Genomic DNA, 24,839 nt, shown 5'->3' with positions numbered 1-24,839 from the left:
TACGTTGCTTCAGGTATTGAATCCGGCGACCGAGGAGCTGGTCGCCACCATCCCGGCGGCCACGGCCGCCGACGTCGACGCCGCCGTCACCCGTGCGGCCGCCGCCCAGCGCGGCTGGGCGGCTGCCGCGCCCGGTGACCGGGCCCGGCTGCTGCGCCGATTCGCCACCGTCGTCGACGCCCACACCGAGGAACTGGCCCTTCTGGAGGTCCGCGAGGCCGGACACACCCTCGGCAACGCCCGCTGGGAAGCCGGCAACGCCCGCGACCTCCTCGACTACGCCGCCGGCGGTGTCGAGCGGCTGACCGGCCGGCAGATCCCCGTCCCCGGCGGCCTCGACCTCACGATCCTCGAACCTCTCGGCGTGATCGGCGTGATCGCACCCTGGAACTTCCCCCTCCCGATCGCCGCCTGGGCCACCGCTCCCGCCCTCGCCGCCGGCAACGCCGTGATCCTCAAACCCGCCGAGACCACCCCCCTCACCGCGCTCCGCCTCGCCGAACTCGCCCTGGAGGCCGGACTCCCCGAGGGGCTGTTCCAGGTCCTGCCCGGTACCGGCCCGGTCGCCGGCAACGCGCTCGTCGAACACCCGGGTGTCGCGAAGATCGTCTTCACCGGCTCCACCCGCGTCGGGAAGTCGATCATGGCGAAGTGCGCGGGCCAGGTGAAACGCGTGACCCTCGAACTCGGCGGCAAAAGCCCCAACATCATCTTCGCCGACGCCGACCTGGAAGCCGCTGCGGCAGCCACACCGATGTCGTTCCTGGACAACAGCGGCCAGGACTGCTGCGCCCGCACCCGCATCCTCGTCCAGCGCAGCGTCCACGACCGTTTCCTCGCACTCCTCACCCCCGCGATCGAGGAGATCACCGTCGGCGACCCGCTCGACGAACGGACCCAGATGGGACCGCTGATCTCCCGCGCCCACCTCGACCGCGTCCGCTCCTACATCCCCGACGACGCCGACGCCATCCGGGGCAAGGCGCCCGAAGGCCCCGGCTTCTGGTTCCCCCCGACCGTCCTCACCGGCGTTGCCGAGACGGCGCCCTGCGCCGTCGAGGAGATCTTCGGCCCCGTCGCCGTCGTCCTGCCCTTCGACGACGAAGCCGACGCGATCCGCCTCGCCAACGCCACCGACTACGGCCTGTCCGGCTCGATCTGGACCCGCGACATCGGCCGCGCCCTGCGCACCTCCCGCGCGGTGCGGGCCGGGAACCTGTCGGTCAACTCCCACTCCAGCGTCCGCTACTGGACCCCCTTCGGCGGCTACCGGCAGTCCGGCCTCGGCCGCGAACTCGGCCCCGACGCGCTCGCCGCTTTCACCGAGACCAAGAACGTCTTCATCAGCACGGAAGGCTGACCATGAGCACCGAAGAGATCATCTGCCGCCGGCTCGCCGGCCGCACCGCCGTCATCACCGGCGCCGGCAGCGGTATCGGCCTGGCCACCGCCCGCCGTCTCGCCTCCGAAGGCGCCCACATCGTCTGCGGCGACATCGACGAGAGGGCCGGCAAGGCCGCCGCCGAAGCCGTCGGCGGCACCTTCGTGAAGGTCGACGTCACCGACCCCGAAGAAGTCGAGGCACTGTTCCGGACGGCCTACGACACCTACGGCTCGGTCGACATCGCGTTCAACAACGCCGGCATCTCACCCCCCGACGACGACTCCATCCTCGACACCGGCCTGGAGGCCTGGAAGCGGGTCCAGGAGGTCAACCTCACCTCCGTCTACCTCTGCTGCAAAGCCGCCCTCCCCTACATGCGCCGCCAGGGCAGGGGCTCCATCATCAACACCGCCTCCTTCGTCGCCCGCATGGGCGCCGCCACCTCCCAGATCTCCTACACCGCCTCCAAAGGCGGCGTCCTGGCCATGTCCCGCGAACTCGGCGTCCAGTTCGCCCGCGAAGGCATCCGCGTCAACGCCCTCTGCCCCGGCCCCGTCAACACCCCCCTCCTCCAGGAGCTGTTCGCCAAAGACCCCGAACGCGCCGCCCGCCGCCTCGTCCACATCCCCCTCGGCCGCTTCGCCGAAGCCCACGAGATCGCCGCCGCCGTCGCCTTCCTCGCCAGCGACGACTCCTCCTTCATCAACGCCACCGACTTCCTCGTCGACGGCGGCATCTCCGGCGCCTACGTCACCCCGCTGTAGGCCCTACAGGAAGGTCCGGCCCTCGCCCCGGTAGGTGGGGACCGTGTCCACGACCCGGTCCCCCTCCACCAGGTGCAGCACCTCGAACCGCTCGCACAGCTCGCCGGCCTTCGCGTGCCGGAACCACACCTTGTCGCCGATCCGCAGATCGTCGGCCGGCGAGCCCAGCAGCGGGGTCTGCACCTCGCCGGGGCCCTCCTGCGGGTCGTACCGCAGCCCTTCCGGCAGGTACGGGACGGGCAGCCGGTCCCGGCCGGCCGCGCCGGACGCCGGGTAGCCGCCGCCGAGCACGGTCACGACGCCGACGCCCGGCCGACGCACCACGGGCTGCGCGAAGAGCGCCGCCGGCCGGCCGCTGAAGGACGAGTAGTCGTCGAAGAGCCGCGGTACGTAGAGCCCGGACCCGGCGGCGATCTCGGTGACCGCGGCCTCGGCCGCGGTGTGCTGCACGCTGCCGGTGCCGCCGCCGTTCACGAACTCCAGGTCCGGCGCCACCGCCCGTACGGCCCCGACCACCGCCGCCCGCCGCTCGGCCAGCTCCCGGCGGGCCACCGCCTGCATCGCCCGGACCGCCCGGGACCGCAGCGGCCGGCCGGCCACCGCGTCGCCGACTCCCGCCACATGCCCCTCGTAGGCCATCAGGCCCACCAGCCGGAACCCCGGCCGGCGGACCACCGAGCGGGCCAGCTCGGCCAGCTGCGCCGGGGTCCGCAGCGGGGACCGCCGGGCCCCGATCCGTACCCGGCCGCCCAGGAGCCGCAGCGAGGTGTCCATCTCCAGACAGACCCGGATCTCCTCCGTGCCGCCGGACCGCGCCGCGTCCACCAGATCGAGCTGCGCCACGTCGTCGACCATCACCGTCACCGCGGCGGCGAGCTTCGGATCCCGGGCGAGTTCGGCGAAGCCGGCCCGGTCGGCCGACGGATAGGCGAGGAGGACGTCCTCGAACCCGGCCCGTGCCAGCCACAGCGACTCGGCGAGCGTGAACGACATGACCCCGGCGAAGCCGTCCCGCGCCAGCACCCGCTCCAGGAGCGCCCGGCACCGCACCGACTTGCTGGCCACCCGGACCGGTTTCCCGCCCGCGCGCCGCACCAGATCGTCCGCGTTCGCGTCGAACGCCTCCAGATCGACGAGCGCCAGCGGCGCGTCGAGGGCGGCGGTGGCCCGGTCGTACCGGGCGCGGTCGGCGGCACGAGGAGTCATGGCCCGAGCTTGCCAGACCGTCAGGGGGGTGGGTACCCCTGGGTTCCCGCGCGGCGGGGAACAGCCCGTAGAGTGACGGGCATTGTCGGCAGGAGCAGGGGGCGGGATGACCAGCGAGCAGAACCCCCGCGCGTCCCGCGTCACCGAGACCCTCCCGCCTCCCGCGGCCCCCACGGGCGCTCCCGCCGAGCCCGCGCCGCAGGCCCCCGCGACGCCCTCCGCCTCCGGCGCCCCGCAGCCCCCCACGAGCGGCCTCGCGGCCCTCACCACCGAACTCACCCCACCCCGCCCGACCTCCCCGGCACCCGCCGCGCCCGGTACGCCCCCGCGCCCGGAGCCGCGTACCTCCGCGCGCCCCGCACCCGCCTCGGCCCCCCTCCCCCCGGCCCGCTCCCCGCAGCCCCCGGCCGCCGGCCCCCAGCGCCCCGACGCCACCCCGCCCCGCCCGGCCGCCACCCCGCCGCGCCCTGCGTCCGCCCCCCTGCCTCCGGCATCCACTCCGCCCCGCCAAGCCGGCTCCGGGCCCTCCCGCCCGGCCGCCGGCCCACAGCACCCTGACGCGCCCGCACCCCGCCCGGCCGCCACCCCGCCGCGCCCGGCGTCCGCCCCGCCGCGCCCGGCCGCCGCCTCGCCGGCTCCCGCGTCCGTCCCCCAGCCCCCGGCACCCACCCCGCCGCGCCAGGTCGGCTCCGGGTCCTCCCACGCGGCCGCCACCCCGCCGCGCCCGGCCGCCGCCCCCTCGCGCCCGGCAGCCCAAACCCCCGCGCCCGCAGCCGCCCCCGCGCGTCCCGCCCCCGCCTCCGCACCCCTTCCCCCGCCCCGTGCCCCGCACCGTCCGTCCGCCGCGCCATCCGCCGCGCCACCGTCCCTCACCCCGCCCGTCCTGCCGGGCACGCCGGGCGTCGAGACGACCGCCCGGCTGCGGCCCGTGCGGGTGCCCGCGTACGGGGCGGGGACGGACGAGACGCCGGTCGAGACGACCACCCGGCTGCGGCCGATACGGGAGCGACGGCGGGGCAGGGCCCTGGCCGTCGGCGCCTGTGTCGTGCTCGGGATCGGGCTGATCGGCGGCGCCCTCGCCGGGGTCTGGCTCGCCGCCTCCGGCGACGGGAAGCCCGCCGAGCCCGCCGGGTACGCCGTCGCCAAGGAGCTCTGGCACAACGCGCCCGTCGACACCCTCTTCCCCCGCACCCTCACCGCGCCGCACGCCGGCCCCGGTCCCTCCGCCCGCACCTGGACCCGGATCGTGGTCGCCCCCGACGCGCCCTGCGCCCCCGCCTCCGTCGCCCCGAAGCTGCTCGCCGCCCTGCGCCCGCTGGACTGCCGGCGCGTGCTGCGCGCCACCTACACCGACGCCACCGCCAGCAGCGTCCTCACCGTCGGCCTCGTCTTCACCCAGGCCGACGTCACCGCCCAGCGCGCCCTCGACGGCCGCAGGCTCGCCGCCCGCCTCGGCCAGGACGTGCCGCCCGCGCTGCCGGGCCCCGGCACCGTCGCCGCCCGCTTCGGCCCCGCCCAGCGCGCCGGCTGGTGGGTGACCGCCCCCGCCGACCTGCCCGTCGTCGTCACCGCCGTCTCCGGCTTCGCCGACGGCCGGGTCGTCGAGCGCCCGGTCCCCGCCGACCAGGCCATGAAGAAGGGCCGCACGGACGCCGTGGCCCAGTCCGGCCTCGGCCACGAGGCCCTCGGCATCGCCGAGCGCCTGGAGAAGCAGCTCCGCACCACCGCCCTCGACGCGGCGAAGGAAGAGGAACAGCGGTGACCCGGCCCCGTACCCGCGTCCGCGCGGCGGCGACCGCGCCCGCCGCCGTCCTGCTCGCCGCCGCCTTCGCCGTGCTGCCCGCCGCCGCGCCCGCGCACGCCGACGCCATCCGCGACCGCCAGTGGGGCCACGAGACCCTCCGCGTCGACGAGGCGTGGCGCACCACCAAGGGCGAGGGGATCACCGTCGCCGTCCTCGACACCGGTGTGGACGCCGGCCACCCCGACCTCTCCGGCTCCGTCCTGCCCGGCAAGGACCTCATCGGCTTCGGCGCCGCCGAGGGCGACGCCACCTGGGCCCGGCACGGCACCGCCATGGCCGGCATCATCGCCGGTCACGGCCACGGCTGGGCCGACGACAGCGGCGTCCTCGGCATCGCCCCCGGCGCCCGGATCCTGCCCGTGCGGGTCATCCTCGAAGGCAAGGACAAGGCCCGCGACAAGGCCCGCAAGACCCGCGGCACCGCCCTCGCCCAGGGCATCCGCTGGGCCGCCGACCACGGCGCCGACGTCATCAACCTCTCCCTCGGCGACGACTCCGAGTCCGCCCACGCCGACCCCGGCGAGGACGCCGCCGTCCAGTACGCCCTCGGCAAGGGCGTCTCCGTCGTCGCCTCCGCCGGCAACGGCGGCGAGAAGGGCGACCACATCTCCTACCCGGCCGCCTACCCCGGCGTCATCGCCGTCACCGCCGTCGACCGGTACGGCACCCGCGCCTCCTTCTCCACCCGCCGCTGGTACGCCACCGTCAGCGCGCCCGGCGTCGACATCGTGATCGCCGATCCCGACCGCAAGTACTACGAGGGGTGGGGCACCAGCGCCGCCGCCGCGTTCGTGTCCGGCGCCGTCGCCCTGGTCCGCTCCGCCCACCCGGACCTCACCCCGGCCCAGATCAAGCAGCTCCTCGTCGACACCGCCCGCGACCGCCCCGACGGCGGCCGCAGCGACGCCAAGGGGTACGGCACGGTCGACCCGGCCGCCGCCATCGAGGCCGGCGCGGCGCTGAAGGGCGGCGACCCGAAGAACGCCACCGCCGGCCACCGCGGCCGGTACTTCGGCCCCGGGCCCGTCCCGGCCGCCGAGGAGGACACCGCCCCCGGCCTCCTCGCGCCGCTCGCCGGCGGCCTCGGCGCGCTCCTCCTGGTGGCCGCCGTCCTCCTCCACCGGGCCGGCCGGACCCGCTGACGGCCCGGCGGCCGGAGCCCGGGGACCGGCCGGTTAGGCTCGGGGCGTGGAGCTCAAGAACATCCCGGACCCCGGTTTCTCCGACGACGACGGCACCGCCGACCCGGCGCTCGCCGCGGCCCTCGCGGCCTGGGCGGAGGACAGAACCGCCCACGGGCCGGTCCTCGACGCGCTGCGCGGAGCTCGGCTCCTCGTCCCCGTCGTGGCCATGCTCGGCGAGGTGGAGACCGACCCGGAGACCGGGCTGAAGCGCGAGAAGACCAGCGACATGGCGGTGCCGACGCTGACCGCCGGCGACCGGCGCGGCCTGCCCGCCTTCACCTCGATCGCCTCGCTCGCCCTGTGGGACCCGGCCGCCCGGCCCGTCGCCGTCCCGCTCCGGCAGGCGCTCGCCGCCCTCGTCCACGAGAAGGCCGACACCCTCGTCCTCGACATGGCCGGCCCGGTGCCGTACCAGGTGAGCGGCTCCGCCCTGCTCGCCCTCGCCGAGGGCCGCACCAGCACCGACCCGCTGGACGACCCGGCGGTACGGGACGCGGTCCGCGCCGTGGTCGCCGCCGAGCCCGCCGTCCTCCGCGCCCACCTCGGCCCCGGCACCGCCGACGGCACCCTCGCCCTGGTCCTCGCCGACGACGCCGCCCCCGCCGAGGCCGCCCAGCGGGTGGCCCGGGCCCTGGCCGCCGACGAGACGCTGAGGGCCCGCCTGGTGCGGGGCCTCGACCTGGCACTGCTGCCGGCCGCGGCCACCCCTCCGGGCGAGCCCTTCTATGTGAAGCGGTCCTGAAGAAGAAGCGGTCCCAGCCGCACTCGCGGCTGCCAGCCGTACCCCGCCCCCGTGGCCCTTCGGGCCGGGAGCGGTGGTGGCGGCTGCCAGCCGTACACCGCCCCCGTGGCTGCGGTCTTCCGGGGGGCGACCCCCGTACCCCCGTGGCCCTTCGGGCCGGGCGCGGTGGTGGCGGCTGCTAGCCGTACACCGCCCCCGTGGCTGCGGTCTTCCGGGGGGCGACCCCCGTACCCCCGTGGCCCTTCGGGCCGGGCGCGGTGGTGGCGGCTGCTAGCCGTACACCGCCCCCGTGTACTTCTCGCCCGGGCCCTGGCCCGGCTCGTCGGGGACGAGGGACGCCTCGCGGAAGGCGAGCTGGAGGGACTTCAGGCCGTCGCGCAGGGGGGCCGCGTGGAAGGACGAGATCTCCGTCGTGCTCGCGTCCAGCAGACCCGCGAGCGCGTGGATCAGCTTGCGCGCCTCGTCGAGGTCCTTGTGGGCGTCGCCCTCCTCGGTGAGGCCGAGCTTGACCGCTGCGGCGCTCATCAGGTTGACGGCGACGGTCACGATCACCTCGACCGCCGGGACCTCGGCGATGTCGCGGGCCATGGCCTCGAAGTCGGGGTTGTCGCCGGCCTGGTCGGGGGCGGTCGTGGACTCGTTCTGGGGGGTCTCGCTCATGCCCCACACGATAAGCGGGCGGACGGTTCGCGCCGACCGCCGGGTCCTGCTAACCTGGTGTAACGACCGGCCGGACACCTGTGTGCCCGGCCCACAAGTGGAGGCTCCGATCTCCCACCTGACCGCCCTCGCGGGCGGCGGGTCACCGGTCAGGTGGCGCCCATCGTTCCGTACGGACGATGGAGCCGCCCGATATTGCGCCCCGCGGCAGACCGTGGTGGTGCTCCGGTTTGCGTTGGAGCCCCGCCTGTGTCCCGTCGGGGCATTTTTTGTTTGCCCGCTCGGTTGGTCTCAGTGATTTGACGTGACGTGTCCGTCCGCCAAGGCGGTCGCGTGGTGCTACCGAGGAGGATCCATCAGCGCCGAGCCCCGCATCAACGAGCGGATTCGCGTTCCCGAGGTGCGTCTTGTCGGCCCCAGCGGCGAGCAGGTGGGCATCGTCCCCCTTGCCAAGGCCCTGGAGCTCGCGCAGGAGTACGACCTCGATCTTGTCGAGGTCGCGGCGAACGCCCGTCCGCCCGTGTGCAAGCTCATGGACTACGGGAAGTTCAAGTACGAGTCGGCCATGAAGGCCCGTGAGGCGCGCAAGAACCAGGCGCACACGGTCATCAAGGAGATGAAGCTCCGGCCGAAGATCGACCCGCACGACTACGACACCAAGAAGGGCCACGTCGTCCGCTTCCTCAAGCAGGGCGACAAGGTCAAGATCACGATCATGTTCCGTGGTCGTGAGCAGTCCCGGCCCGAGCTTGGTTACCGCCTGCTGCAGCGCCTCGCCGAGGACGTCCAGGAGCTGGGCTTCATCGAGTCCAACCCGAAGCAGGACGGCCGGAACATGATCATGGTTCTGGGTCCGCACAAGAAGAAGACCGAGGCCATGGCCGAGGCGCGCGAGGCCCAGGCCGCGCGCAAGGCGGAGCGCCAGGGCACCGCCCCCGCGGCCGGTGCCGAGGAGGCTTCGGCCGACACGTCGGCCGAGAACGCCGAGGCGTGATCCGACGGGGCTGCCCCAGCGGCAGCCCCGGGTCCCGCCCGGTAACCACACGAAGAATTGACGCTCCCGGTTGTCCGGTGCCCGCACCGGGGGAGCGCCACTGACGAGGAGATAACGGCGCCATGCCGAAGAACAAGACGCACTCCGGTGCCAAGAAGCGCTTCAAGGTCACCGGCTCCGGCAAGATCATGCGGGAGCGCGCCGGCAAGCGCCACCTGCTCGAGCACAAGTCGTCCAAGCTGACGCGTCGCCTCACCGGCAACGCCGAGATGGCCCCGGGTGACGCCGCCAAGATCAAGAAGATGCTGGGCATCTGAGCTTGATCTCCCGCCCTCGGCCGACGAGGGCATCCGGCCAAGACCGGGACCCATCCGTTTTCCGGGTCGTGTGAACACACCACGGCCCCGCTACAAGGAGTAAGAAGTGGCACGCGTCAAGCGGGCAGTCAACGCCCACAAGAAGCGCCGGGCGATCCTCGAGCAGGCCTCCGGCTACCGCGGTCAGCGTTCGCGCCTGTACCGCAAGGCCAAGGAGCAGGTCACCCACTCGCTGGTCTACAACTACAACGACCGGAAGAAGCGCAAGGGCGACTTCCGTCAGCTGTGGATCCAGCGCATCAACGCCGCTGCCCGCCAGAACGGCATGACGTACAACCGCCTCATCCAGGGTCTGAAGGCCGCCAACATCGAGGTGGACCGCAAGATCCTCGCCGAGCTGGCCGTCAACGACATCAACGCGTTCGCCGCGCTGGTCGAGGTCGCGCAGAAGGCCCTCCCGGCCGACGTCAACGCCCCGAAGGCCGCCGCCTGATCTTCCAGGCCGCAGTGCTTCCGACCGGACCCGCAGGCCCCGCGCCTGCGGGTCCGGCGCGTTGACACCCTCCGTACCCGAGCCGAGCCGAGACTGAGAGCCCCAGGCACATGTCCACCCCCGAGCTGATCTCCCCGCGTTCCCCGCGCGTCGTCGCCGCCCGGCGGCTCGCCAAGCGCAACTTCCGGGGCAAGGACCGCCTCTTCCTCGCCGAGGGACCCCAGGCCGTCCGCGAGGCCGTCGCACACCGGGGCCCGGACGGCGCCCCCACGCTCGTCGAGCTCTTCACCACCGTCGAGGCCGCCGAGCGGTACGCGTCCATCGTCGACGCCGCCCTCGCCTCCGGCGCCCGCGTCCACCACGCCTCCGACGCCGTCCTCGCCGAGGTCTCCCAGACCGTCACCCCGCAGGGCCTCGTCGGCGTCTGCCGCTTCCTCGACTCGCCGTTCGAGGAGATCCTCGCCGCCCGGCCCAAGCTCGTCGCCGTCCTCGCGCACGTCCGCGACCCCGGCAACGCCGGCACCGTGCTCCGCTGCGCCGACGCCGCCGGCGCCGACGCGGTGATCCTCACCGACGCCTCCGTCGACCTGTACAACCCGAAGTCGGTCCGCGCCTCCGTCGGCTCCCTCTTCCACCTCCCCGTCGCCGTCGGCGTCCCCGTCGAGCAGGCCGTCGCCGGCCTCCAGGGCGCGGGCGTCCGGATCCTCGCCGCCGACGGCGCCGGCCAGGACGACCTCGACGACGAGCTCGACGCCGGAACCATGGGCGGCCCCACCGCCTGGATCTTCGGCAACGAGGCGTGGGGGCTGCCCGAGGAGACCCGGGCCCTCGCCGACGCCGTCGTCCGCGTCCCCATCCACGGCAAGGCGGAGAGCCTCAATCTGGCCACCGCCGCCGCGGTCTGCCTGTACGCCTCCGCCCGCGCCCAGCGCCCCCGCCGCTCCGCCTGACCGTCCCGGGGGCCGCACTTCACCGCTGTGATTCGGCCACCGGGTGTGCTCTTCCGGCTCCCGTTGGTCACCCTCGCCCAGTAGAGTGACGCACTCGGGGCCCACTGCGGTACACGGAGGGGTGGGAGCAGGGGATGACGGCCGGCACGGACAGTCCCGCGCGGACCGCGCAGCGACGAGCCGACGGGGCGCGCGCGCCCGAGCCGTGGCCCGGGATCGATCCGGACGACCTGCCCGACGGGCTCGTCGTCGCCGACGAACGGGGCCGCGTGGTCTGCTTCAACGCCGCCGCCAGCCGCATCACCGCCGTCCCCGCCCCCGAGGCGCTCGGCCTTCCGCTCGACCAGGCGCTGCCCCTGGAGGACCTCAAGGGGCACCGCTGGTGGCCCCTCACCGACCCGTACGGCGGCCTCGCCACCCGGCGCGGACAGCCCGAGCGGAACCTGCTGCTGCCCGGCGGGCGCGAGGTCCTCGTCTCCGCCCGGTACGTCCGCGAGCACCCCACCGGCCCCGTCCGCCGGGTCGTCGTCTCGCTGCGCGGCACCGAGGCCCGCCGCCGCTCCGAGCGCAGCCACGCCGAGCTCATCGCCACCGTCGCCCACGAGCTGCGCTCACCGCTCACCTCCGTGAAGGGCTTCACCGCCACCCTCCTCAGCAAGTGGGAGCGGTTCACCGACGAGCAGAAGCGGCTGATGCTGGAGACCGTCGACGCCGACGCCGGCCGCATCAAGCGGCTGATCGCCGAACTCCTCGACATCTCGCGGATCGACTCCGGGCGTCTGGAGGTCCGCCGCCAGCCCGTCGACATCGCCGCCGCCATCGGCCGGCACGTCCAGGTGCACACCACCGGCGGCCAGGCCCCCGACCGCTTCTTCGTCCGGACCCGGCCCGGACTGCCGCCGCTCTGGGCCGACCCCGACAAGATCGACCAGATCCTCGGCAACCTCCTGGAAAACGCGGTGCGCCACGGCGCCGGAACCGTCACCATCGAGGTGGCGCCCCGCACCGCGGGCACCGACGGCACCGGCGAGGACGGGACGGAGGTCACCGTGAGCGACGAGGGCCCGGGCATCCCCGAGGAGTCCATGAACCGCGTGTTCACCCGCTTCTGGCGGGGCAGCAAGCGCGGCGGCACCGGACTCGGCCTCTACATCGTCAAGGGCCTCGTCGAGGCCCACGGCGGCACCATCACCGTCGGACGCGGCCCGCGCGGCGGCGCCGAGTTCCGATTTATCCTGCCCGTCGGCGCCCCGGCCCATCTCGTCTGACGTCTCACCCACCGAGACCTGACGGGATCCAGAGCCACCGGGGCCCCCACGGGCTCATCAGCGTGTCCCCACCCCGTTAGACTCGACCTTTGGCACGTTTGCGCCCTTGTCGTCTGTCGTCGAACCGGGGTCGCCCCAGCCAAGCCCAACGGAAGCACGGGAAGAGATGTCGGCACCCAATAAGTCGTACGACCCGGTCGAGGTCGAAGCCTTGAAACCGGAAGAGATCGAGCGCATGCGGGACGAGGCGGTCGCCGCCTTCGCGGCCGCCGGCGACCTCGACGCGCTCGCGCACGCCAAGACCGCGCACACCGGCGGCACCTCGCCGCTCGCGCTCGCCAACCGCGAGATCGGCGCGCTGCCCCCGCAGGCCAAGGCCGCGGCCGGCAAGCTCGTCGGTCAGGCCCGCGGCGCCGTCTCCAAGGCGCTCGCCGCCCGCCAGGCCGAGCTGGAGGCCGAGCGTGACGCCCGCGTCCTCGTCGAGGAGGCCGTCGACGTCACCCTGCCGTACGACCGGATCCCGGCCGGCGCCCGCCACCCGCTGACCACCCTCATGGAGCGCGTCGCCGACGTCTTCGTCTCCATGGGCTACGAGGTCGCCGAGGGCCCCGAGGTCGAGGCCGAGTGGTTCAACTTCGACGCGCTCAACTTCGTCCCGGACCACCCGGCCCGGCAGATGCAGGACACCTTCTTCGTCCAGGGTCCGGAGGGCACGACCGGCGACGAGTCCGGTGTCGTGCTCCGTACCCACACCTCGCCGGTCCAGGCCCGCACCCTCATCGACCGGGAGCCCCCGGTCTACGTGGTGTGCCCCGGCCGCGTCTACCGCACCGACGAGCTCGACGCCACGCACACCCCGGTCTTCCACCAGATCGAGCTGCTCGCCGTCGACGAGGGCCTCACCATGGCCGACCTCAAGGGCACCCTCGACCACATGGTCCAGGCGCTCTTCGGCCCGGACATGAAGACCCGGCTCCGCCCGAACTTCTTCCCGTTCACCGAGCCGTCCGCCGAGATGGACATGCTCTGCTACGTCTGCCGCGGCGAGTCCGTCGGCAACCCCGACCGGCCCTGCCGCACCTGCGGCAGCGAGGGCTGGATCGAGCTCGGCGGCTGCGGCATGGTCAACCCGAAGGTGCTCATCGCCTGCGGTGTGGACCCGGAGAAGTACAGCGGCTTCGCCTTCGGCTTCGGCATCGAGCGGATGCTGATGTTCCGGCACAACGTGGAAGACATGCGAGACATGGTCGAGGGTGACGTCCGGTTCACCCGGCCGTTCGGGATGGAGATCTGATGCGGGTCCCGCTTTCTTGGCTGCGGGAGTACGTCGACCTGCCGGCGACGGAGACCGGCCGCGACGTCCAGGCCAAGCTCATCACCGCCGGCCTCGAGGTCGAGACCGTCGAGCAGCTCGGCGCCGGCCTCACCGGCCCGCTGGTGGTCGGCAAGGTCCTCACCATCGAGGAGCTGACGGAGTTCAAGAAGCCCATCCGCTTCTGCACCGTCGACGTCGGCCAGGCCAACGGCACCGGCGAGCCCCAGGAGATCATCTGCGGCGCCCGGAACTTCGCCGTCGGCGACAAGGTCGTCGTGGCCCTGCCCGGCGCCGTCCTCCCCGGTGACTTCCGCATCGCCGAGCGCAAGACGTACGGCAAGGTCTCGCGCGGCATGATCTGCTCCAGCGAGGAGCTGGGCATGGGCGAGGACCCGAACCACGGGATCATCGTCCTGCCGCCGGAGCACGAGGTCGGCCTCGACGCCACCGTCCTCCTGGAGCTGTACGACGAGGTCCTCGACATCGCCGTCACCCCGGACCGCGGCTACTGCCTCTCGATGCGCGGCGTCGCCCGCGAGGCCGCCATCGCGTACGGGCTGCCGCTGCGCGACCCGGCGCTCCTCGACGTGCCCGCGCCGAACTCGTACGGCTACCCGGTCCAGGTCACCGACCCGATCGGCTGCGACCGCTTCACGGCCCGCACGGTCGTCGGCCTCGACCCCGAGGCCCGGTCGCCGATCTGGCTGCAGCGCCGCCTCCAGAAGGCCGGCATGCGCCCGATCTCGCTCGCCGTCGACATCACCAACTACGTGATGCTGGAGCTCGGCCAGCCGCTGCACGCCTACGACCGCACCCGGCTCGACGGCCCCATCGGGGTCCGCCGCGCCGAGGCCGGCGAGAAGATCACCACCCTCGACGGCACCGCGCGCGTCCTCGACGCCGCGGACCTCGTCATCACCGACAACCGCGGCCCCATCGGCATCGCGGGCGTCATGGGCGGTGCCCACACGGAGATCGCCGACCCGGTGACCGACCCCGAGACCGGTGCCGTCACCGGCTCCACCGAGGTCGTCATCGAGGCCGCGCACTTCGACGCCATCTCGATCGCCCGCACGGCCCGCCGCCACAAGCTGTCCTCCGAGGCGTCCAAGCGCTTCGAGCGCGGCGTGGACCCGCAGGCCGCCGCCGCTGCCGCGCAGCGCACGGTGGACCTGCTGGTGCTGCTCGCGGGCGGCACCGCCGAGGCCGGCGTCACCGAGATCGCCGCCCCGTCGGCCCCGCGCACCATCTCCATGCCGGCGAACCACCCCGACAAGGTCGCGGGTGTGGCGTACGGCCGCGAGACCGTCGTCCGCCGCCTCCAGGAGATCGGCTGCGACGTCTACGGCCAGGACGAGCTCGTCGTCACCGTGCCCTCGTGGCGCCCCGACCTGAACGAGCCGAACGACCTCGCCGAGGAGGTCATCCGGCTGGAGGGCTACGAGAACCTGCCCTCCACGCTGCCGAAGCCCCCGGCCGGCCGCGGCCTCACCGAGCGCCAGCGCGTCCACCGCCGGGTCGGCCGCGCCCTCGCCGGCGCCGGCTACGTCGAGGCCCTGAACTACCCCTTCATGGGGCAGCAGGCGCTCGACCAGCTCGGCCTCGACGCGGACGACGCCCGCCGCGAGGTCGTCACCCTCGTCAACCCGCTCTCCGACGAGGAGCCCGCGCTCCGCACCACGCTGCTCCCCGGCCTGCTCGCCGCGCTGCGCCGGAACGACAGCCGCGGCAGCCACGACCTGGCCCTCTTCGAGACCGGTCTGGTCTTCCGCCCGGAGGGCGAGCCGAAGGTCGCCGTCCGCCTGCCGGTCGACCGGCGTCCCACCGACGAGGAGATCGCCGGCGTCAACGCCGCGCTGCCCGCGCAGCCGCGCCGCGCCGCCGTCGTCCTCGCCGGCGCCCGCGAGCAGTCCGGCTGGTGGGGCAAGGGCCGCCCGGCCGACTGGGCCGACGCGATCGAGGCCGCCCGCACCGTCGCCGCCGAGGCCGGCGCGGAGCTGCTGATCGAGGCCGACCAGCACGCCCCGTGGCACCCGGGCCGCTGCGCCGCCTTCCACGTCATGGTCGACGGGGTCAAGACCCTCGCCGGCCACGGCGGCGAGCTCCACCCGCGCGTCGTCAAGGCGCTGGGCCTGCCGGCCCGCTCCTGCGCCATGGAGCTGGACCTGGACGTCCTGGAGCGGTCGAGCACCGGCCTTGTCAAGGCCCCGCGCATCTCCGCCTTCCCGGTCGCCACCCAGGACGTGGCCCTGGTCGTCGAGCAGGCCGTCCCGTCCGCCGAGGTCGAGCGGCACCTGACCGAGGGCGCGGGCGAGCTCCTGGAGTCCATCCGCCTGTTCGACGTCTACACCGGCGACCAGGTCGGCGAGGGCAAGAAGTCCCTGGCGTACGCGCTGAAGTTCCGCGCCGAGGACCGCACGCTCACCGTCGAGGAGGCCACCGCCGCCCGCGACGCCGCCGTCGCCCGGGCCGCCGAGCACACGGGCGCCGTCCTGCGCGGCGCCTGACGCCACACCGGCACCCACGAAGGGCCGCCCCGGGACCACCTCCCGGGGCGGCCCTCCGCCGTTCCCGGGCCCCTCGCACCCGTACGGGCCGGCGGTGGCCGGTCGTCCGTTCGCGTGGCGCGCCCCTGGCGTGGGGCGGCGCGCCGGGGGCGCTCACTCCTTCGGGTGAGATCGCCGGGGGGTGTTCCGCCGTGGTCCGCGCGGTCGGCAGAATCGACGCGGCCACAGGGGCGGACCTGTGTGCCGCGGGGCCTTCGGGCGCCGTCGGGGCTCGGGAAGGGCCGTACATGATCCGTACCAGCCGTGACGACCGCCGCCGTACCAGGGCCCTGAGTGCCGTCGCCTCCCGGCTCCGCCGGTCCGCCCCGCTCGCGCTCCCCGTCGGCTGGGGCGCCGCGGCGGTGGCGTGGAAGTTCGGCTGTCCGCTGGCCCGGCAGCCCGGGCTGCCGATGCGGATCGCGACCAGCATCGTCTTCCTGACCGTCGGCACGGGGCTGGTCCTCGGGGTGCGGTGGCAGCTGCGGCGCGAGCTGGCCCGGGTGCGGGCCGTCGCCGAGGCGACCCAGCTGGTGCTGCTGCGCCCGCCGCCCGCCCGGCTCGACGGACTCGCCCTCGCCGCCGGGCAGTTGTCGGCCACTCGTGGCGCCTCGGTGGGCGGCGACCTGTACGAGGCGGTGGCGACGCCGTACGGGGTGCGGATCGTCGTCGGGGACGTGCGGGGCCACGGCCTGGCCGCCCTGGGCGCGGTCGTCGCCGTCCTGGGGAGCTTCCGGGAGGCCGCCCACGACGAGGCCGAACTCGGCGGGGTGCTGCGGCGGTTGGAGCGGGCGCTCCAGCGGCACCTGCGGGAGCGGGCCCGGGACGAGCATCCGGCGGGCGGCGGGGGAGAGCCCGAACACCCGGTGGCCGAGGAGTTCGTGACGCTGCTGCTCCTGGAGGTCCGGCCCGACGGGCGGCTCGCCGTCCTCGACTGCGGCCACCCGGCCCCGTACCGGATCGGCCCCCGGGTGGAGCGGCTGCCGGTGGGCGAACCGCTGCCGCCGCTCGGCGTGCTGCCGCTGCCGGACGTGCTCGTCCCGTACACCGCCGCCCGCCTGCTGCCCGGCGAGACGCTGGTGCTGTACACCGACGGGGCGGAGGAGGCCCGGGACGACCGCGGCCGGTTCTTCGGCCTCGAAGCGGCGCTCGCCCGGAGCGCGGGACGGCCGCCCGGGGCCGTCGTCCGGCAGACCCACGAGGCGCTGCTGCGGCACACCGGCGGCCGGCTCGACGACGACGTGGCCCTGCTCGTCGTCCGCAACGACCGCGTCCGCGTACCGGCGCAGCCCGCCGAACCCGGGCTGCGCCGTCCCCGGCCCGCTCCCTCCACCCACTGCTGAGCGGAGGGACCGGGGATACGGGCGCCGCCCGCCCCGCCACGGAGTGTCGGGCAGATCTGGCGGGGCGGGCGGCGCGGACCGGGCGACCGCACTGTACGAGGGGGAGCCGGCGGCCCGGTCGTTCTCGCCTGCTGGCGAGAACCCCAGTCAAGCGCTACGGCTCCGCCGGCGGGAGCGCGCACGGACCGGAAGAACGGGTACTTCGTTCACACCCCGTGCGAAATCGCACCGCGCGAATTCGGCCACCGCTACGCTGAGTTCACCGAGCGACCGGAGGGGCCATGCAGCCCAACACCCTGCTCGACGCCCTCCTGGACGAGGCGGGCGTCTCCAACGCCGGGCTCGCCGACCGTGTGAACCGGGCCGGACGGGCCAGGGGCCTTGCCCTGCGTTACGAACACACCGCCGTGGCACGGTGGTTGAAGGGCCAGCGGCCGCGTGGCCAGGTGCCCGACCTGATCTGCGAGGTGCTCGCGGCCCGGCTCGGCAGGCCCGTCACCCTCGACGACATCGGGCTCGGCGTGCCCGGCGGCGGCCCGCCCGCGCCCGGCACCCCGCTCTCCGGCTTCGTCGACCGGGCCACCGCCCTGTGGCGCTCGGACGAGCAGCAGCGCCCGTACCTGGTCTCCGCCCCGGCGGTGACCGGCACGCCGGCGGTGATGCCGGTGTGGGAGTGGGAGAACCCGCCGGAGGACACCGACGTCTCCCGGACGGGACTGACCCGGGTGGAGCCCGCCGACATCGCCCTGCTCATGGCGGCCCGCGCGCACTACGAGCAGATGTACCGGAAGGCCGGCGGCATCGCGACCCGGGCCAGGATCGTCGGCTTCCTGACCACCGAGGCCGCGCCCCGGTTGCGCGGCTCCTACAGCGACGCCCTGGGGCGCGCCCTGCACCGGGCCACCGGGGGACTGGTGGCGGTGGCCGGGATCTGCGCCTACGACGGCGACGCGCACGGTCTCGCGCAGCGCTACTTCCACCAGGCGCTGCGGCTCGCGAAGGCCAGCGGGGACCGGGCGTTCGGGGCGTACGTGATCGCGCTGATGGTCAACCAGTCGTTGCTGCTCGGGGAGTTCCGGCAGGCGGTGGCCTTCGCGGAGGCGGCGCTGCGGGGGGCCGACGGGACCATCACCCCGGCGCTGGCGGCCGATCTGACGGCGATGCAGGCGAAGGCGTACGCCCGGCTCGGCGACGGGCGGGCGGCGCTCGACTGCATCCGGCGGGCCGAGGCGGCGGCGGAGCGGATCGCGCCGGCGGCGGAGCCGGCCGAGACGGGGTACGTGCAGCCCGGCCTCGTCAACGTGCAGGTCGCGGAGGCGCTCCTCAGTCTGGGTGATCTCGCGGGGGCGTACGAGCAGGCGGCGCGGGCGGCGCGGGCGCCTTCGCACGACCGGGGCCGGGTGCACCGGCTCGCGCTGCTCTGCCAGGTCGAACTGCGGCAGGGCGAGGCGGACTCGGCGGCGCGGACGGCGGTCGAGATGACCGAACGGGCGCGCGGGATGGAGTCCCGGCGGCTGCGGGACCGGCTGCGGCAGGCCCGGGAGTACCTGCTGGCCAGCGACGCGGGGGACGCGCGGGAGGCGGCGGAGCTGATCGACGGGGCGTTGCGCGTTCCCCTCTGACCGTCGAACTGATGCGATATTGCCACCGAACACGCGCCTACCAGTCGGAAGGTGGCAAGAACGTGCAGTGGACGAAACTGAGTGAACGCTCCGTCTATGAAAACCGTTGGTTCCGAGTGAACCTCGCGGACGTCGAACTCCCGGACGGCCGCCACCTCGACCACTATCTGATCCGACTCCGCCCCGTCGCCGCCGCGACCGTCGTCAACGACGCCGACGAGGTCCTCATGCTCTGGCGCCACCGCTTCATCACCGACAGCTGGGGGTGGGAGCTGGCCGCCGGCGTCGTCGAGGACGGCGAGACCCCCGAGGCCGCCGCCGCCCGCGAGATGGAGGAGGAGACCGGCTGGCGGCCGGGGCCGCTGCGCCACCTCCTCACCGTCGAGCCCTCCAACGGGCTCAGCGACGCCCGGCACCACCTCTACTGGACGGACAGGGCCGGCTGGACCGGCCCGCCGGCCGACGGCTTCGAGTCCTCGCGGCGCGCCTGGGTGCCGCTGAAGGAGGTCCCGGAGCTGATCGCCCGCGGCGAGATCCCGGCCGCGAACATGGCGGCGGGGCTGCTGATGCTCCGCCATCTGCGGCTCGGCTGACGTCCGCCTGACGGCGGGGAAAGGCGAACGGCCCGTACCTGTGCGGGGGTACGGGCCGTTCCGGTCGCGGAGAGCGACATCCGTGGGACGCCGGGGGCGTCAGGGGGTGGGTCAGGAGTAGACGTAGAAGCCGGAGCCCGTCTTGCGGCCCAGCCGGCCCGCGTCCACCATCCGCTGGAGCAGCGGGGGAGCGGCGTACAGCGGCTCCTTGAACTCGGAGTACATCGAGTCGGCGATCGAGGCGATCGTGTCGAGGCCGATCAGGTCCGAGAGCTTCAGCGGGCCCATGGGGTGGGCGCAGCCGAACTCCATGCCGTTGTCGATGTCCTCGCGGCTCGCGATGCCGGACTCGAACATCCGGATCGCCGAGAGCAGGTACGGCACGAGCAGGGCGTTCACGATGAAGCCGGAGCGGTCCTGGGCGCGGATGGCGTGCTTGCCGAGCACCTTCTCGGCGAAGGCCTGCGCCCGGCTGATGGTGCCCTCGGAGGTGGTGAGGGCGGGGATCAGCTCGACCAGCTTCTGCACGGGGGCCGGGTTGAAGAAGTGGATGCCGACGACGTGGTCGGGGCGGGAGGTCGCCACGGCCAGCTTCACCAGCGGGATGGAGGAGGTGTTCGAGGCCAGGATGGCGTCCGGCCGGGTCAGGACCTGGTCGAGGACCTGGAAGATCTCGGTCTTGACCTGCTCGTTCTCGACGACCGCCTCGATGACGAGGTCGCGGTCGGCGAACTCGCCCAGGTCGGTGGTGAAGCTCAGGTTCGCCAGCGCCGCGTCCCGCTCCTCCTCGCTGATCTTGCCGCGTTCGGCGGCCTTGGTCAGCGAGTTCAGCAGCCGGGTACGGCCGATCTCCAGGGCCTCGCCGGTGGTCTCGGCCACCTTCACCTCGAGGCCGCTCCGGGCACACACCTCTGCGATGCCCGCGCCCATCTGGCCGCAGCCCACCACTCCGACGCGCTCAATGTCGGCCATGGAGTCCGTCACCTCGTGCCTTTCGCTCTTCTCTGGCGGCGGGCCCCCGTGTGATTCCGGTGCGCACGCCTCGACCCCATGACGTTACTCCGATTCGCGCGATGATCGATCGGTCGAGGAGGGGGCATGCTGTCCGTGGGGGTGTGACGTATCCGACAGCTGAGGGGTACAAGTGCGGCCTATCGGGAGAAGAGGGTTTGTGACGACCGCAACGGGAGCGGCATTCGCCGTCGTGGGGCCGGGCGCCTCCGGTGCCTCCGCCCGACGCCCCTCGATACGGGAACGGGACGGGGGGCGGACCTCGGCGCGGGCCGCTCGTTCCGGGGGATTCCGGGGCATGTGGGTGGCGACGGTCGCCAACCGGGACTGGCCGTCGCGCGCCGGTCTGACCGCCGCCGAGCAGAAGGCCGAGCTCCTCGCCCACCTGGACAAGGCGGTGGAGCGGCGGCTCAACGCGGTCGTCCTCCAGGTCCGGCCCACCGCCGACGCACTGTGGCCTTCGCCTCACGAACCCTGGGCGCAGTGCCTCACCGGCACCCAGGGACGCGACCCCGGCTGGGACCCGCTGGGCACGGCCGTCACGGAGGCGCACGCGCGCGGTCTGGAGCTGCACGCCTGGTTCAACCCGTACCGGGTGGCGAACCACACGGACCCGTCCCGGCTCGCCGCCTCCCACCCGGCCCGGCTCCACCCCGACTGGGCCGTGCCGTACGGCGGGAAGCTGTACTACGACCCCGGGCTGCCCGAGGTCCGCCGCTTCGTCCAGGACGCCATGCTCGACGCGGTGCGCCGCTACGCGCTGGACGCCGTCCACTGGGACGACTACTTCTACCCGTACCCGGTGGCGGGGGAGGGCTTCGCGGACGACGAGACGTACGCCCGGCACGGCGCGGGCTTCCCGGACCGCGCGGACTGGCGGCGGCACAACACCGACCTGCTGGTCTCGGAGATGTCCGCCCGGATCAAGGAGGTCAGGCCGGGGACGGCCTTCGGGATCAGCCCCTTCGGGGTGTGGCGGAACATCGCCGACGACCCCGAGGGCTCGGACACCCGCGCCGGGGTGGCCACCTACGACGACCTGTACGCGGACACCCGCAAGTGGGTCAGGGAGGGCTGGATCGACCACGTGGTGCCGCAGCTGTACTGGCACCTCGGCCACCCCTCCACCGACTACGCCACGCTGCTCGACTGGTGGCACGCGGCGGTACGGGGGACGGGCGTCGGGCTCTACATCGGCGAGGCGCTCTACAAGGCCGGCGACCCGGGCCAGCCCGAGGCGTGGCAGGACCCGAAGGAGCTGTCACGGCACCTCGCGCTGGCCGCGGAACGGCCGGGCGTCGGCGGGCACTGCTTCTTCGCGGCGAAGGAGGTCACGGAGGACCGCAACGGCGCTCTCGCCACCGCCGTGGCCGACCACTACCCGACCCGGGCCCGGGCTCCCCGGACCGCCTAGCGCTGCTGTCCGGGGTGGCGGACGACGGTGTCGGGGCCCGGCGACATCAGGGCCTCGTGACCGTCGTCGTCGAACTTCACCTTGTACGGGGGAGCGCCGTTCTCCCCCCGCACCTCGAGGACCTGGGCCGTACGGTCGTGCTGACCTACGGTCCGGCCGTGCACCAGCAGTTTGTCGCCCACATTCGCCTGCATCACGGACCTCCTCGCGCGCGAAACGACCCCTGCCCTGCCATTGTGACGCAGGTCACGGCGGGGCGCCGCCTCCGGGTCAGCTCTTCGCGCGCTGGGTCACCGCGATGCAGACCAGCACGCCGGCCGCCGCGACCGGGGCGGCCAGCGGCAGGGTCTCGCCGAGCAGGAAGACCGACCAGAACAGGGTGAGCAGCGGCTGGGCGAGCTGGAGCTGGCTGGCGCGCGGGATGCCGATCGCGGCCATGCCCCGGTACCAGACGTACAGGCCGAAGAAGGTGGAGCCGGCGGCCACCCAGACCAGGCCGATCACGCCGTGGGCGGTGAGGTGCACCGGCTCCAGGGCGAGCGCCACCGCCGAGGCGGGGGCCATCAGCGGCAGACAGAGCACCAGCGCCCAGCCGATCACCTGCCAGCCCGGCATCAGCCGCGCGAGCCGACCGCCCTCGGTGTAGCCGGCGGCGCAGACCAGCAGCGCGCCGAAGAGGTAGAGGTCGCCCGCGGAGAGCGCGCCGCCGCTCTGCTGGACGGTGAAGGCGATCACGACGGCGGCGCCGGAGACGGCCGCGAGCCAGAAGGTGCGGGACGGGCGGCGGCCGGTCCGGACGGCGGCGAAGGCGGCGGTGGTGAGCGGCAGCAGGCCGACCACGACGGCGGCGTGCGAGGTCGTCGAGGTCTGGAGGGCGAGCGTGGTGAGCAGCGGGAAGCCGACGACCACGCCGCCGGCGACCACCGCGAGCCCGGCCCAGTGCCGGCGCTCCGGCAGCGGTACGCGGCCGACGAGCAGGAAGGCCCCGGCGATCAGCGCGGCGAGCGTGGAGCGGACGGCCACCAGCGACCACGGGCCGAAGCTCTCCAGGCCCCACACCGTCGACGGGAAGGTCAGCGAGAAGGAGACCACGCCGAGCAGGGCGAGCAGGGTGCCCTGGAGCGGGGCGGTCCCGGCGGGCGGCGCCGTCGCCGGAGCGCTTCCGGTCGTCGTGTCGACCGCTATCGTCATCGGGGCAGTAGCGCTATTCTGTGCTCTCATGCATGAGCGTAGCAGTGTGGCCGAACTGGCGAAATCCCTGAAGGCGGAGCTCGACCGCTACTCTCCTGGTGGAAAGCTGCCGTCGAGTCGGGCCCTGGTCGAGCGCTACCGGGTCTCCCCGGTGACCGTCAGCCGCGCCCTCGCCCAGCTCGCCGCCGAGGGGCTGGTCGTCACCCGCCCCGGCGCCGGCGCCTTCCGGGCCGAGACCCGCGCCCCCGCCACCGCCGGCGACACCTCCTGGCAGGAGCTGGCCCTCAGCGCCGACGCCGCCTCCGAACTCGTCCCCCGCGCCGTCGACGCCTCCGGCGTCCTCGTCACCCTCGCCGCGCCCCCGCCCGGCGTCATCGAGTTCAACGGCGGCTACCTCCACCCCTCCCTCCAGCCCGAGCGCGCCCTCTCCGCCGCCCTCGCCCGGGCCGGCCGCCGCCCCGGCGCCTGGGGCCGTCCGCCCACGGACGGGCTCACCGACCTCCGCGAGTGGTTCGCCCGCGAGATCGGCGGCGGCGTCACCGGTGCCGAGATCCTCATCACCGCCGGCGGTCAGTCCGCCCTCACCACCGCCCTGCGCGCGCTCACCGCGCCCGGCACGCCCGTGCTCGTCGAGTCGCCCACGTACCCCGGCATGCTCGCCGTCGCCCGCGCCTCCGGACTGCGCCCGGTGCCCGTCCCCACCGACGCCGACGGCGTCCGCCCCGACCTCCTCGAAGCCGCCTTCCGCGCCACCGGCGCCCGGGTCCTGGTCTGCCAGCCGCTCTTCCAGAACCCCACCGGCGCCCTCCTCCCGCCGGACCGCCGCCGCGAGGTCGTCCGCATCGCCCGCGCCGCCGGCGCCTTCGTCGTCGAGGACGACTTCGCCCGCCGGCTCGTCCACGAGGACGCCGGACCCCTCCCGCCGCCGCTCGCCGCCGACGACCCCGACGGCGTCGTCGTCCACGTCTGCTCCCTCACCAAGATCACCTCGGCGAGCCTCCGCGTCGGCGCCCTCGCCGCCCGCGGCCCCGTCCTCGAACGCCTCCGCGCCATCCAGGTCGTCGACAGCTTCTTCGTCCCCCGCCCGCTCCAGGAGGCCGCCCTCGAACTCGTCGGCTCCCCGGCGTGGCCCCGCCACCTGCGGACCGTCTCCCAGGAGCTGAAGGCCCGCCGCGACACCCTCACCGCCGCCGTCGCCCTCCACCTCCCCGAACTCGCCCTGCCCCACGTGCCCTCCGGCGGCTACCACCTCTGGCTCCGCCTCCCCGACACCCTTGCCGAGCCCACCTTCCTCGCCACCGCCCTCCGGGCCGGCGTCACCGCCGCCCCCGGCCGGCCCTACTTCTGCGCCGAACCCCCGGCCGGCCACATCCGGCTGAGTTTCGCGGGTGTCGCCGGGCCCACGGAGATCGCCGAGGGCGTCCGCAGGCTCCGGACCGCCATGGACGAACTCCTTCCGTGACACCGGGCGGCGCGGGCGGGCGCCCGCGCACCTCTCCGCCGGCCCGGAAAACCCGCCTGACACGTGCCCACGGCTTTGGCATCCTCCGGCCATGAACGACACCACCACCGCCACCCTCCACGGGAGCTACGAGATCTCGGCCGACCCGGCCCGGCTGGACGCCGCCCGCATCCACCACTGGCTCTCCACCGACGCCTACTGGGCCCTCGGCCGCACCCGGGAGAAGCAGGACAGCGCCATCGCCGGCTCGCTCAACTTCGGCGCCTACCACCGCGACACCGGCGAACTCGCCGCCTACGCGCGCGTGGTCACCGATCACGCCACCTTCGCCTGGCTCTGCGACGTCTACGTCGACCGCCCGGCCCGCGGCACCGGACTCGGCACCGCCCTCGTCACCGCCGTCCGCGACCACCTGGAGCCGTACGGGCTCCGCCGGATCATGCTCGCCACCGCCGACGCCCACGGCGTCTACGAGAAGGTCGGATTCACGCCACTGCAGAATACGGACAAGTGGATGGCTCTCGGACAGCACTGAACCGGGGCCTCCCGGTCCCCCCGCCGCGCCCCTTGACCCGCGGC

Annotated in this window: 23 protein-coding genes; 18 read left to right on the top strand and 5 right to left on the bottom strand. The window is 74.3% G+C overall.

Translation table 11 applies throughout. The features are described from left to right. The first annotated feature begins 4 nt into the window (after positions 1 to 4). Both ABFY03_RS08090 and ABFY03_RS08085 read left to right on the top strand, forming a co-directional pair. Positions 5 to 1,360: an aldehyde dehydrogenase family protein gene (locus ABFY03_RS08090; RefSeq protein ID WP_346169579.1), complete on the top strand. Its 1,356-nt coding sequence runs from the start codon at positions 5 to 7 to the stop codon at positions 1,358 to 1,360. 2 nt (positions 1,361 to 1,362) lie between these two features. Continuing rightward, on the top strand, positions 1,363 to 2,148 hold the full coding sequence (locus ABFY03_RS08085) for a 3-oxoacyl-ACP reductase (RefSeq protein WP_346169578.1): 786 nt from the start codon (positions 1,363 to 1,365) through the stop codon (positions 2,146 to 2,148). A 3-nt stretch (positions 2,149 to 2,151) separates the two neighbouring features. Here ABFY03_RS08085 and ABFY03_RS08080 read toward each other — a convergent pair whose 3' ends face one another. Next, positions 2,152 to 3,354 (bottom strand): amino acid deaminase/aldolase, encoded by a 1,203-nt coding sequence (locus tag ABFY03_RS08080; RefSeq protein ID WP_319008686.1) that lies wholly within the window; start codon positions 3,352 to 3,354, stop codon positions 2,152 to 2,154. Positions 3,355 to 3,460: 106 nt separating this feature from the next. Here ABFY03_RS08080 and ABFY03_RS08075 point away from each other — a divergent pair, with 106 nt between their 5' ends. The 3 genes from ABFY03_RS08075 to ABFY03_RS08065 are packed head-to-tail and all read left to right on the top strand — an operon-like array spanning position 3,461 to position 7,084. Beyond that, positions 3,461 to 5,116 (top strand): hypothetical protein, encoded by a 1,656-nt coding sequence (locus ABFY03_RS08075; RefSeq protein ID WP_346169577.1) that lies wholly within the window; start codon positions 3,461 to 3,463, stop codon positions 5,114 to 5,116. After that, positions 5,113 to 6,300, top strand: a complete 1,188-nt coding sequence (gene mycP / locus ABFY03_RS08070) for a type VII secretion-associated serine protease mycosin (RefSeq protein WP_319008684.1) — start codon at positions 5,113 to 5,115, stop codon at positions 6,298 to 6,300. Before ABFY03_RS08075 ends, mycP begins: the two co-directional genes overlap by 4 nt. Before the next feature lie 46 nt (positions 6,301 to 6,346). Further along, a complete protein-coding gene (locus ABFY03_RS08065; protein ID WP_346169576.1) occupies positions 6,347 to 7,084 on the top strand; it encodes an SseB family protein in 738 nt (245 codons plus the stop codon). Between the two features lie 270 nt (positions 7,085 to 7,354). On the opposite strand, the gene ABFY03_RS08060 is transcribed toward ABFY03_RS08065, so the two are convergent. Then, a complete protein-coding gene (locus ABFY03_RS08060; protein ID WP_319008682.1) occupies positions 7,355 to 7,744 on the bottom strand; it encodes a DUF1844 domain-containing protein in 390 nt (129 codons plus the stop codon). A gap of 304 nt (positions 7,745 to 8,048) precedes the next feature. Between ABFY03_RS08060 and infC the strand changes: the two genes are divergently transcribed. The 10 genes from infC to ABFY03_RS08010 all read left to right on the top strand — a co-directional run bounded on the left by infC (position 8,049) and on the right by ABFY03_RS08010 (position 19,182). Next, complete coding sequence (infC, locus tag ABFY03_RS08055) at positions 8,049 to 8,738, top strand: translation initiation factor IF-3 (protein ID WP_081958947.1); 690 nt, start codon at positions 8,049 to 8,051, stop codon at positions 8,736 to 8,738. Positions 8,739 to 8,860: 122 nt separating this feature from the next. After that, a complete protein-coding gene (gene rpmI, locus ABFY03_RS08050) occupies positions 8,861 to 9,055 on the top strand; it encodes a 50S ribosomal protein L35 (protein WP_030204697.1) in 195 nt (64 codons plus the stop codon). Between the two features lie 106 nt (positions 9,056 to 9,161). Further along, entirely contained in the window at positions 9,162 to 9,548 is a 387-nt protein-coding gene (gene rplT, locus ABFY03_RS08045; RefSeq protein ID WP_030493496.1) for a 50S ribosomal protein L20, read from the top strand. 110 nt (positions 9,549 to 9,658) lie between these two features. Then, positions 9,659 to 10,498, top strand: coding sequence for a TrmH family RNA methyltransferase (locus ABFY03_RS08040; protein ID WP_319008681.1), 840 nt, complete (start codon positions 9,659 to 9,661; stop codon positions 10,496 to 10,498). Between the two features lie 134 nt (positions 10,499 to 10,632). Then, positions 10,633 to 11,766, top strand: coding sequence for a sensor histidine kinase (locus ABFY03_RS08035; RefSeq protein ID WP_346169575.1), 1,134 nt, complete (start codon positions 10,633 to 10,635; stop codon positions 11,764 to 11,766). 166 nt (positions 11,767 to 11,932) lie between these two features. Then, positions 11,933 to 13,060, top strand: coding sequence for a phenylalanine--tRNA ligase subunit alpha (pheS, locus tag ABFY03_RS08030; RefSeq protein ID WP_319008679.1), 1,128 nt, complete (start codon positions 11,933 to 11,935; stop codon positions 13,058 to 13,060). Continuing rightward, complete coding sequence (gene pheT / locus ABFY03_RS08025; protein WP_346169574.1) at positions 13,060 to 15,588, top strand: phenylalanine--tRNA ligase subunit beta; 2,529 nt, start codon at positions 13,060 to 13,062, stop codon at positions 15,586 to 15,588. Before pheS ends, pheT begins: the two co-directional genes overlap by 1 nt. A gap of 287 nt (positions 15,589 to 15,875) precedes the next feature. Then, entirely contained in the window at positions 15,876 to 16,967 is a 1,092-nt protein-coding gene (locus ABFY03_RS08020) for a PP2C family protein-serine/threonine phosphatase (protein WP_346169573.1), read from the top strand. A 281-nt stretch (positions 16,968 to 17,248) separates the two neighbouring features. Continuing rightward, positions 17,249 to 18,589 (top strand): NsdA family TPR-like regulatory protein, encoded by a 1,341-nt coding sequence (locus tag ABFY03_RS08015; RefSeq protein ID WP_319008676.1) that lies wholly within the window; start codon positions 17,249 to 17,251, stop codon positions 18,587 to 18,589. A gap of 62 nt (positions 18,590 to 18,651) precedes the next feature. Beyond that, entirely contained in the window at positions 18,652 to 19,182 is a 531-nt protein-coding gene (locus ABFY03_RS08010; RefSeq protein ID WP_319008675.1) for an NUDIX hydrolase, read from the top strand. Between the two features lie 111 nt (positions 19,183 to 19,293). Here the strand turns inward: ABFY03_RS08010 and ABFY03_RS08005 are convergent, their stop codons facing one another. Further along, the gene (locus ABFY03_RS08005; protein WP_319008674.1) at positions 19,294 to 20,154 is read right to left on the bottom strand and encodes a 3-hydroxybutyryl-CoA dehydrogenase; all 861 of its coding nucleotides are present in this window, start codon (positions 20,152 to 20,154) and stop codon (positions 19,294 to 19,296) included. A gap of 172 nt (positions 20,155 to 20,326) precedes the next feature. On the opposite strand from ABFY03_RS08005, the gene ABFY03_RS08000 reads away from it, so the two are divergent. After that, positions 20,327 to 21,607 (top strand): glycoside hydrolase family 10-like protein, encoded by a 1,281-nt coding sequence (locus ABFY03_RS08000; RefSeq protein WP_386723725.1) that lies wholly within the window; start codon positions 20,327 to 20,329, stop codon positions 21,605 to 21,607. On the opposite strand, the gene ABFY03_RS07995 is transcribed toward ABFY03_RS08000, so the two are convergent. Next, positions 21,604 to 21,801, bottom strand: coding sequence for a DUF1918 domain-containing protein (locus tag ABFY03_RS07995; protein WP_319008672.1), 198 nt, complete (start codon positions 21,799 to 21,801; stop codon positions 21,604 to 21,606). The genes ABFY03_RS08000 and ABFY03_RS07995 overlap by 4 nt on opposite strands. Before the next feature lie 76 nt (positions 21,802 to 21,877). Then, entirely contained in the window at positions 21,878 to 22,828 is a 951-nt protein-coding gene (locus ABFY03_RS07990) for a DMT family transporter (protein ID WP_346169571.1), read from the bottom strand. Here ABFY03_RS07990 and ABFY03_RS07985 point away from each other — a divergent pair. Both ABFY03_RS07985 and ABFY03_RS07980 read left to right on the top strand, forming a co-directional pair. Beyond that, complete coding sequence (locus ABFY03_RS07985; RefSeq protein WP_346169570.1) at positions 22,827 to 24,260, top strand: aminotransferase-like domain-containing protein; 1,434 nt, start codon at positions 22,827 to 22,829, stop codon at positions 24,258 to 24,260. The two genes, ABFY03_RS07990 and ABFY03_RS07985, sit on opposite strands and share 2 nt — an antisense overlap. Positions 24,261 to 24,351: 91 nt before the next feature. Then, positions 24,352 to 24,795 carry a GNAT family N-acetyltransferase gene (locus ABFY03_RS07980; RefSeq protein ID WP_346169569.1) on the top strand — a complete coding sequence of 148 codons (444 nt, stop codon included), beginning with the start codon at positions 24,352 to 24,354 and terminating at the stop codon, positions 24,793 to 24,795. Positions 24,796 to 24,839: the final 44 nt, after the last annotated feature.

Source organism: Streptomyces roseofulvus (assembly GCF_039534915.1).
Classification (GTDB): Bacteria; Actinomycetota; Actinomycetes; order Streptomycetales; family Streptomycetaceae; genus Streptomyces; species Streptomyces roseofulvus.
The sequence above is the reverse complement of the archived record's forward strand: the minus strand, read 5'-3'. Positions and strand labels throughout refer to the sequence as shown.